Genomic DNA, 9517 nt, shown 5'->3' with positions numbered 1-9517 from the left:
AAGACACCAAGTCGCCGCTGGTGATCACTCATGGCCCGCAGCAGGCGAATGTCGAATCACTTCTGTCGGGAGGGCATGCTGCGCGGATGCTGCTGGCGGACAGCGAAGCTCTGCTGGCATTGCCGGACAGCAATCTGGACAGCGGACCGGCGCCGGAAGATCTGGCGTATGTGATTTACACTTCAGGGACCACAGGTCAACCGAAAGGGGTGATGGTGGCGCATCAGGGCGTGGTGAATCTTGCGTACTTCATGCGGGACAGTCATCAGCTGAATCCTCAGGCGAAGGTCCTGTGTTTTGCCAATTATGTGTTTGATGCATCCGTTTATGAGCTGTTTCCGTCCCTGATGTTCGGGTGTGAGTTGCATCTCGCTACATCGGTGATGCAACGTGATGAGCAGGTACTGCTGGATTATCTGGCTGAGCATGAATTGACGAAGGCTTTCCTGCCGACTGCGCTGTTCAATTATCTGGGCGATAAGCTTGCCGGGACGTCCCTGAAAGTCTTGCATGTGGGTGGAGAATCGCTCAATCCGCTGGCCCAATTGCCGGTCGAAACCCTTTTCAATCAGTATGGTCCGACAGAGGCAACGGTCTGTGCGACTCAGAAAGCTGTGCGTCCGAATGACGTGAGTATCGGGAAACCCATCAGCAACACCCAGCTGTATGTGCTGGATGAGCATCAGCAGCTGCTGCCGCTGGGTGCGGTGGGTGAGTTGTACATCGGCGGGGCCGGTCTGGCCCGGGGCTACCTCAATCGGCCTGAGTTGACAGCGGAGCGTTTCATTGACAACCCGTTTGCCACGGAAGATGACAAAGCGAAAGGGTATACCCGGCTGTACCGCACAGGGGATCTGGTGCGCTGGCTGCCGGACGGCAATCTGGAATATCTGGGCCGGAACGACCAGCAGGTGAAAATCCGGGGTTACCGGATTGAGCTGGGCGAAATCGCCTGTGTGCTCAGTGCTGAGCCGAGTGTACAGCAGGCGGTGGTAGTTGATCTGGACCGGGAAGGCAGCAAGGTACTGGCGGCCTATGTAGTGCCGGCCGATGGCGATGTGGATATTGAGTCACTGCGTCAGAATTTGTCGGCACAGCTGCCGGATTACATGGTGCCGGGCAGTATTACGGTCATAGAAAAACTGCCGCTGACCATCAACGGCAAGCTGGACCGCCGGGCGCTGCCGGCGCCAGTGTGGGTGAGCGAAGACAGCTACCGGGCGCCGCGCAATGCTTTGGAAACCCAGCTGTGTCAGATGTGGCAGCAGGTTCTCGGAGTCGCGCGGGTCGGCATCGACGACAACTTCTTCCGTCTGGGCGGGGATTCGATTCAGGCCATCAAGCTGACGGCGGCCATGCGTACGCAGCTGAATGTGGACATTCCGCTGGCAACACTCTTCGGTCAGCCCTGTATTGCCATGCTGTCTGAAAATCAGGTTTTTGATTCGCATGATGCGTTAATCACCATGCTGACGCCAAATTCGCAGGCTGAATCCTGTTTGTTTATGATTCATCCCGGAACCGCCAGCAGTGAAGTTTATGCGGCGCTCGCACAGTCCCTTTCTGAGGATTTTCATTGCGTCGGAGTCAATAATTACAATTTGGTCATGCCATCTGCTGTGGAGTCATTACCCGCTTTAGCTGATATCTATTTGTCACAGATGACGAAATACAGATTGTTCGAGAAGCCTGTTCGCATTCTTGGTTGGTCATTAGGTGGTTTGCTGGCAATGGAAATCGCGTACCAGTTAGAGCAATACGGTGTGAAGGATATCAAGCTGTACCTGCTGGATACGGTGATTCAGTCGCCGGCGTTGCAAGCATTACTGCCGTCAATTTCAGAAAAAATTGCATTGATGACGGAGAAATATCAAAGCAGTGCTCTGGAGCCTGAATATGTGAATAAAATCCTGCAAGCTGTCCCTGCTGAGTCCCGGATCAATCAAATGCCTGTGAGCGGCCAACTCCAACATACGCAGGTGACTTTGTTCAAAGCGATGCTGTCTGATCCTGATCTTCAGAGCGATAACAGTCTGGAATTTCAGCAATTGATTCTGAACACGCCGGACAACAATGTGGCTCAGTATACCAAGCAATCATTAACCACAATGAATATGCATGGTTGCCATCACAGCAACATGCTGGAGGATATCGAGATGTTGAAAACAGTCATCGTTCAATCAAGTTAAACCCGCGGGTGATTTGATGAGTTTGGCTCCCCTATTAAGGATGATGGGGGAGCCCTATTTGTCTTTATCCTTTCCGGCATCCCTTCACAGTGTTTTGAACGGGTGACTCGATGTCCGGCCGCTCAGCATCGTATAATCAAGACATTGAATCACAAAAGAGCACGACTGCATGAGAACCCCTTTGATCACCCGGGAAGGGTATAACCGTCTGAAACAAGAGCTGGATTTTCTGTGGCAGGAAGAGCGCCCGGAAGTGACCAAAAAAGTCACCTGGGCGGCGAGCCTTGGGGATCGTTCGGAAAATGCTGATTATCAGTACAACAAGAAGCGCCTGCGTGAGATTGACCGCCGGGTACGATATCTGCGAAAGACACTGGAAAACGTCAAGATTGTTGATTATTCACCGGTGCAGGAAGGCAAGGTCTTTTTCGGCGCCTGGGTTGAGGTGGAAAACGAAGCCGGTGCCAGCATGACATTCCGCATCGTTGGCTATGACGAGATTTTCGGCCGCAAGGACTACATTTCGATTGATTCGCCGATGGCCCGTGCCCTGCTGAAAAAAGAAGTCGATGATGAAGTGGTGGTGCGTACGCCGGACGGCGATAAAGTCTGGTTCGTCAATACGATAACCTACGTGAAGGACTAATCTGAAAGTGAAGCAGCCAGCACTGATCGTTCAGGCTGACATACTCAGTAACAATTTACTGGCGATCATTTGTGCACCAATTCAGCCAGAAAAGGCAGGGGTCGCGTAAAATACAGCCTCGGCGACATCCAGAGTTCGAAGCATAAGGTGTAACGATGCAAGACAATTTCAAGATTCTAGTAGTTGATGATGATATGCGCCTGCGTGCGTTGCTGGAGCGTTACCTGTCGGAGCAGGGCTTCCAGGTTCGCAGTGTGGCGAACGGTGAGCAGATGGACCGTCTGCTGGCCCGGGAAAATTTCCACCTCATGGTACTGGACCTGATGTTGCCGGGAGAAGATGGTCTGTCGATTTGCCGTCGTCTGCGCAACGCCAACAATATGTTGCCGATCCTGATGCTGACCGCCAAGGGTGACGAAGTCGACCGGATTGTCGGTCTGGAAGTGGGTGCGGATGATTACCTGCCGAAGCCGTTTAACCCGCGTGAACTGCTGGCCCGTATCCGTGCCGTGCTGCGTCGTCAGACGGTGGAAGCGCCGGGTGCGCCGAGTGTGGAAGGCAAAATCATTACCTTTGGCGAATTCAGGCTGAATCTGGGGACCCGTGAAATGTTCCGTGGTGAGGAAGCGATGCCGCTGACTTCCGGTGAGTTTGCCGTGCTGAAAGCGCTGGTGACCAATGCCCGCGAGCCGATGTCCCGCGACAAGCTGATGAATATGGCCCGTGGTCGTGAGTATTCCGCGATGGAACGTTCGATTGACGTGCAGATCTCGCGACTTCGCCGCATGGTTGAGGAAGATCCGAGTCGTCCGCGCTATATCCAGACGGTGTGGGGACTCGGTTACGTGTTTGTCCCTGACGGCAGCGAGGCATAACGATGCCGATGCGCATGTCGCCGCGCTCGACATTTACCCGCACACTGATTCTCCTGGCTGGCCTGCTGATTGCCAGCCAGGTTTTTTCTTATCTGGCAGTGCTGAACTATGCCCTGCTACCCAGTCTGCAGCAGTTCAACCGCATTATGGCCTATGAAGTCCGGCTGATGCTCAAAGAAGATGTTGAGCTCGCTGATGGTCATACTTTCCATCTCGATACCCCCTTACGCCGCCAGCTTCTTGAACAGCTAGGGGTGACCCTGCTGGCTGATGATGGCCCGGAGTCGCAAGACTACCGCGAGGCGACCCGGATTGATTTTCTGAGTGAGGAAATGAGCCGGGAGCTGGGAACGCCGACTGAGGTCAGGCTGTCACTGGGAGCCGACAGTTACATTCTCTGGCTGAACTGTGATGCCATGCCGGGGTACCTGATGCGGGTCCCGCTGTCGGAATTACAGGAAGAAGATTTTGCCCCGCTGTTTGGTTACAGCCTGTTTATTGCCTTTATGGTGATCGCCGGAGGCTGGATGTTTATCCGGATCCAGAACCGTCCGCTGGTTGCACTGGAGCAGGCGGCTCTGGAAGTCGCCAAAGGGGGATCACCGCCGCATCTGGAAGTGCAGGGCGCTTCAGAGATCCGCGCCGTCACTAAAGCCTTTAATCAGATGGGCGAGGGGATTAAACAGCTGGAAGATGACCGGGCTTTACTCCTGGCCGGGGTCAGCCATGATTTGCGGACCCCGCTGACCCGAATTCGTCTGGCGACGGAAATGATGTCCCCGGAAGACGCCTATCTGGCTGAGAGCATGATTAAAGACACTGAAGAGTGTAATGCCATCATCAGTCAGTTTATGGAGTACCTGAAGTCGACCCATTTGCAGGAGCAGGAACTGCATGATCTGAATCTGCTGGTGGAAGATGTGGCAGAGGCAGAAGGCGGCATTGAGCGGGGGATTGAGCAGGAACTGGGTCTCATCAATGGCAAAGTGTATGTCAATGGTGTCGCGATTAAGCGTCTGATCAGTAACCTGGTGGTTAATGCGCTGCGTTACGGCAATGGCTGGGTTCGCGTCACCAGCGGGATGACGGCGGATCGCCAGATGGCCTGGTTCTGTGTGGAAGATGACGGTCCCGGGATTGAACCGGATCAGGTGGCGAAGATGCTGCAACCCCTGACTCGCGGTGACAGTGCCCGCGGCAGCGATGCGGAAGGTACCGGACTCGGACTGGCGATTGTGAAGCGGATAGTGGATCAGCACCAGGGTGACATTCAGTTCAGTAACCGCAGCGAAGGGGGGCTGAAAGTCCAGGTGAGTCTGCCGTTGCGTCCGGTAAAACAGAACGGCAAGCGCGCCGTGAAATCCTAGCAGGCACAGCGCCCTCTCATTTGTGATGGGAGGACGCTGTCCGTCAATCAGTCTTTCTTTTCTTCCGGCAGAATCAGGTTCAGCAGAATTGCCGTCAGGCCACCGGCAGCCATGCCGGATGAAAGAATGCTTTTCACAATCTCAGGCATGAACTGGAGGATTTCCGGTTTCTGCGCAATCCCCAGTCCCATCGAGAACGACAGTGCCATGATCAGAATGGCACGACGGTCCAGCTCACAACGGGAAATAATCCGTACCCCGGATGCGGCAATAGTGCCGAACATCACGATGGTGGCACCGCCCAGTACAGGTTCCGGGATCAGCTGAACCAGATTGGCGACAACAGGAAACAGACCCAGCAACACCAGCATCCCTGCGACAAAATAACCGATGTAACGGCTGGCAACGCCGGTCAGCTGGATGATGCCGTTGTTCTGGCTGAAGGTTGAGTTTGGAAAACTGTTCAGCACTGCAGCCAGCGCTGAGTTGATCCCATCTGCCAGCACGCCGCCTTTAATCCGCTTCAGGTACACCGGGCCGCTGACCGGTTGTTCTGAGGTTTCTGAGGTTGCCGTGATATCTCCGATGGCTTCCAGTGACGTAATGGCAAAGACAATCACCAGCGGGATCAGCAGCGACCCGTCAAAACCCAGTCCGTACTGCATCGGGGCAGGAATGGCGATCAGGGTGGTTTCGGCGAGCCGCTCCATACTGATCATGCCCATCAGCCAGGCGGCCAGCGTTCCGGCGGCCATCGCAATCACAATGGATGAAACACGCAGATACGGGTTCTTCATCCGGTTCATCAGGACAATCAGCCCCAGGACGATCCCGGCCAGCAGCAGTTTATCCAGACTGCCGAAGCTGCCGTCTTCAATGGCGGCATAGCCACCGCCAATTGACGTCAGGCCAATCTGGATCAGCGTCAGACCAATCAAAGTCACCACAATGCCGGACACCAGCGGGGTAATGACCCGGCGGGTATGTTGTAAAATCCGCGAAATGGCAACTTCTGTCAGGGAAGCGGCGAGAATGGTGCCGAAAATAGCAGCCATCATGGTCGGCACATCCGCACCGCCGGCTTTCATTGCCAGCCCGGCACCGATAATCGGGCCGAGAAAGTTAAAGCTGGTGCCCTGAATCGACAGCAGGCCGGAACCCACCGGGCCGATGGTCCGGATCTGAATGAACGACGCAACGCCTGAGGCCAGCAACGACATACTGACGATGGTGTTGGTGTCGCTGGCCGGCAGTCCCAGAGCCTGACAGATGATCAGCGATGGGGTGACGACGGCCACGAACATGGCCAGCAGGTGCTGCAATGCTGCAAACAGGGTTTGCGGCAGGGGCGGACGATCTTCAAGGCGGTAAATCAAATCAGATGTGCGGGGACGTTCAATTTCTTGGTGCTGGCCGGTCATGGTCAATCCTTATTACGTCGACAGGTCGGCTTCTCAAGGGGATCTGAGTGGACAGGTTTGAAGCCGAAAAGGACCCTTGGGTCAAAATTGGCCCCTATTGTAATGACGAACCCAAAATTAGCAAACGTTTGCGTATGTTGTTTTTGGTGTGTGAAAGCAGAAAAAAGCGGCATCAGACCGTTATTTCACTGGAACGAGCAGGTTTGTCCGGATCAGGCGTTGGAATAGTTTTCCCGGTGACCGAGCCAGCGCTCAATAATGGCCTTGGCATTGACCGGATATTGATCGTGCAGATATCGCGCCATCTTCTGGACCTGAGGGATCAGGTGCTGGTCGCGGACCAGATCGGCCACTTTGAAATCTGCAATGCCGGTCTGTTTGGTGCCGAGCAGCTCACCGGGACCGCGGATTTCCAGATCGCGCTGGGCTATCACGAAGCCGTCACTGCTTTCCCGCAGGACGCCCAGTCGCTGCTGAGCCGTTTTCGACAACGGGGCATGATAGAGCAGCACACAATGGCTGGCGACGCTGCCCCGGCCAACCCGGCCGCGCAGCTGGTGAAGCTGCGCCAGACCCAGCCGTTCGGGGTTTTCGATGATCATCAGGCTGGCATTGGGAACATCAACACCCACTTCAATCACGGTGGTGGCAACCAGCAGGTGCAGTTCACCGGCTTTGAAACGTTGCATCACGTCCTGCTTTTCAGCCGCTTTCATCCGGCCGTGAACCAGACCAATTTTCAGCTCCGGTAACTGGGCGGTCAGCTCAGTGGCGGTGTCGGATGCCGCCTGGGCTTCCAGCACTTCAGATTCATCAATCAGGGTACAGACCCAGTATGCCTGGCGTCCTTCGTTCAGACAGGCGGCACGGATCCGTTCGATGATATCTGCGCGGCGGGCATCGGAAACCGCGACGGTCTGAATGGGGGTCCGGCCCGGCGGCAGTTCGTCGATCACTGAGGTTTCCAAATCGGCATACGCGGTCATGGCCAGCGTCCGGGGAATGGGCGTGGCCGTCATGATCAGCTGGTGCGGATAACGGCCATCATTTGCGCCTTTTTCCCGCAGTTCCAGCCGCTGGTGTACCCCGAACCGGTGCTGTTCATCGATGATGACCAACGCCAGATTGCTGAAGATCACCTGTTGCTGGAACAGGGCATGGGTGCCGACCACCATCTTCGCTTCACCGCTTTCAATGCGGGCCAGCTCGGTTTCTCGCGCTTTGCCTTTGAGCTTCCCGGCCAGCCAGCCGACCTGAATGCCGAGCGGTTCCAGCCACTGGGCAAAGTTGAGGGCGTGCTGTTCGGCCAGCAGTTCGGTCGGTGCCATCAGCGCGACCTGATAGCCATGTCCGATGGCGCGAACCGCCGCCAGTGCCGCGACCAGGGTTTTGCCGGAGCCGACATCGCCCTGAACCAGTCGCATCATGGGGACGGACTTTGCCAGATCGGATTCAATATCAGCCACCACGCGCTGCTGGGCGCCGGTCGGGCTGAATGGCAGTCCGGCCAGCAGTTGCTGTTTCAGCGGTTCGCTGGGGGGCAGCGGCCAGGCCTGATGCTGTTGTCCTTTCTGGCGTACGGCCAGCATTGACAGATTCTGCGCCAGCAGTTCCTCAAGGATGAGCCGTTTCTGCGCCGGATGCTGGCCCTTTTCCAGCTGGTCCAGCGAGACATCGGGGGTTGGACGATGCATGACATGCAGTGCCTGCGCCAGCGTCATTTGACGGTCGTACAGGCCTTCCGGCAACAGCTCAGTGACCGCGGCTTTATCAAGCAGCTTCAGAGCCTGATCGGTCAGGTTGCGCAAGGTCAGCTGCCGCAGGCCGTCGGTGGTCGGATAAACCGGAGTCAGGGTTTCTTCGACCGCTAGTTCAGTGGGTTCGGAAAAGATTTTGTAATCCGGATGGATGATTTCCGGACCATGCTGGCCGCGCCGGATTTCGCCGTAGGCTTTGACCTGCTTGCCTTCTGACAACGCGTTTTTCATCGCCGCGTTGAAATTAAAGAAGCGCAGGGTTAAGGCACCGCTCTGATCACTGATTCTGACGGTCAGCATCCGGCGTTTGCCAAAGCTGATGGCATTGCTGAGCACTTCGCCCTGCACGGTCAGGTGCTGGCCGGGCCGGATTTCAGCAATGGGCCAGATCCGGGTCCGGTCTTCGTAACGGAGCGGCAGATGGAACAGCAGATCCTGCACCGTGTGAAGGCCAATCTTATGGAGTTTTTCAGCCATTTTGGCGCCCACGCCTGACAGCTCGGTCAGGGTAATGGTGTCTAGCATCTGTCCGCTCATGCGTCTGCTCTCTGTGTTCCGTCAGATGATTGGGTTATTTGTTTCTGGACTGAATGGCACGCCACCAGGCGTCGTCAGCGACGATCTGGCCTTTATCATCCAGCGGCGGGTAAGGCAGTTTTTTCTGCTTTGCCACTTTTGCCAGCACCGGGTGGCCGCGTTCAAATAAAATGCGATGCACGGTTTCCAGGGGCAGTGGCGTGGTGTCCCGGTCGTACATGCCAGCGATCTGGCGCTGGCGTTGTGCTTCATAGAGGATCAGTGCACTGGCGACGGAGACGTTCAGCGACTGTACCATACCCACCATCGGAATAATGATGTCCTGATCAGCCAGTGCCAGTGCTTCGGGGGTGATCCCGTTTTTCTCGCCGCCCAGAATGATCGCGGTCGGCTTGGTGTAATCAATCTCGCGGAAATCAACGGCGCGATCCGACAGGTGCGTGGCCAGAACCTGCATGCCTTGGGTCCTGAGATGGCTCACCGCATCCGTCATGGTGTCATGGGTTTGCAGCTCAACCCAGTTCCGGGCACCGGCAGAGGTGTGGCTCAGAACCCGCATTTCATTCGGCCAGACGGCATGGACTTTGTGAACGCCGACGGCGTCTGCTGTCCGGATGATGGCGGAGACGTTATTGGGTTTGTGCACTTCTTCCAGGCACAGAGTGAGATCCGGCTGGCGGGTCGCCAGGACTGACTGGATTCGCTGAAAGCGTTCTGGGGTCATA

The 9517-nt window shown here is 56.0% G+C and carries 7 protein-coding genes; 4 read left to right on the top strand and 3 right to left on the bottom strand.

Annotated features, from left to right (window positions below):
* From SPK40_RS17850 to envZ, 4 genes are all read left to right on the top strand, one after another.
* Nucleotides 1-2189 (top strand): amino acid adenylation domain-containing protein (locus SPK40_RS17850; protein WP_330961409.1); only part of this gene is annotated, 2189 nt, incomplete at its 5' end.
* A gap of 169 nt (nucleotides 2190-2358) precedes the next feature.
* Entirely contained in the window at nucleotides 2359-2835 is a 477-nt protein-coding gene (gene greB, locus SPK40_RS17845) for a transcription elongation factor GreB (RefSeq protein WP_330961408.1), read from the top strand.
* A 155-nt stretch (nucleotides 2836-2990) separates the two neighbouring features.
* Nucleotides 2991-3710: an osmolarity response regulator transcription factor OmpR gene (gene ompR / locus SPK40_RS17840; protein WP_036754793.1), complete on the top strand. Its 720-nt coding sequence runs from the start codon at nucleotides 2991-2993 to the stop codon at nucleotides 3708-3710.
* Between the two features lie 8 nt (nucleotides 3711-3718).
* Entirely contained in the window at nucleotides 3719-5077 is a 1359-nt protein-coding gene (envZ, locus tag SPK40_RS17835) for a two-component system sensor histidine kinase EnvZ (RefSeq protein WP_248144507.1), read from the top strand.
* A 47-nt stretch (nucleotides 5078-5124) separates the two neighbouring features.
* Here envZ and SPK40_RS17830 read toward each other — a convergent pair whose 3' ends face one another.
* From SPK40_RS17830 to trmH, 3 genes are all read right to left on the bottom strand, one after another.
* Nucleotides 5125-6498 (bottom strand): uracil-xanthine permease family protein, encoded by a 1374-nt coding sequence (locus SPK40_RS17830; protein WP_330961407.1) that lies wholly within the window; start codon nucleotides 6496-6498, stop codon nucleotides 5125-5127.
* A 212-nt stretch (nucleotides 6499-6710) separates the two neighbouring features.
* A complete protein-coding gene (gene recG, locus SPK40_RS17825) occupies nucleotides 6711-8792 on the bottom strand; it encodes an ATP-dependent DNA helicase RecG (protein ID WP_330961406.1) in 2082 nt (693 codons plus the stop codon).
* A gap of 34 nt (nucleotides 8793-8826) precedes the next feature.
* A complete protein-coding gene (gene trmH / locus SPK40_RS17820) occupies nucleotides 8827-9516 on the bottom strand; it encodes a tRNA (guanosine(18)-2'-O)-methyltransferase TrmH (protein WP_330961405.1) in 690 nt (229 codons plus the stop codon).
* Nucleotide 9517: the final 1 nt, after the last annotated feature.

Origin of the sequence: Photobacterium sp. 53610 (genome assembly GCF_036409375.1) — a bacterium.
Taxonomy (GTDB): Bacteria; Pseudomonadota; Gammaproteobacteria; order Enterobacterales; family Vibrionaceae; genus Photobacterium.
This window is presented reverse-complemented; position numbering and strand designations above follow the sequence as displayed.

Bases quoted from the DNA above. Each gene is read 5' to 3' on its own strand.
- ompR (WP_036754793.1), top strand. From the start codon at position 2,991: ATGCAAGACAATTTCAAGATTCTAGTAGTTGATGATGATATGCGCCTG.
- recG (WP_330961406.1), bottom strand. From the start codon at position 8,792: ATGAGCGGACAGATGCTAGACACCATTACCCTGACCGAGCTGTCAGGC.
- envZ (WP_248144507.1), top strand. From the start codon at position 3,719: ATGCGCATGTCGCCGCGCTCGACATTTACCCGCACACTGATTCTCCTG.
- SPK40_RS17830 (WP_330961407.1), bottom strand. From the start codon at position 6,498: ATGACCGGCCAGCACCAAGAAATTGAACGTCCCCGCACATCTGATTTG.
- greB (WP_330961408.1), top strand. From the start codon at position 2,359: ATGAGAACCCCTTTGATCACCCGGGAAGGGTATAACCGTCTGAAACAA.
- trmH (WP_330961405.1), bottom strand. From the start codon at position 9,516: ATGACCCCAGAACGCTTTCAGCGAATCCAGTCAGTCCTGGCGACCCGC.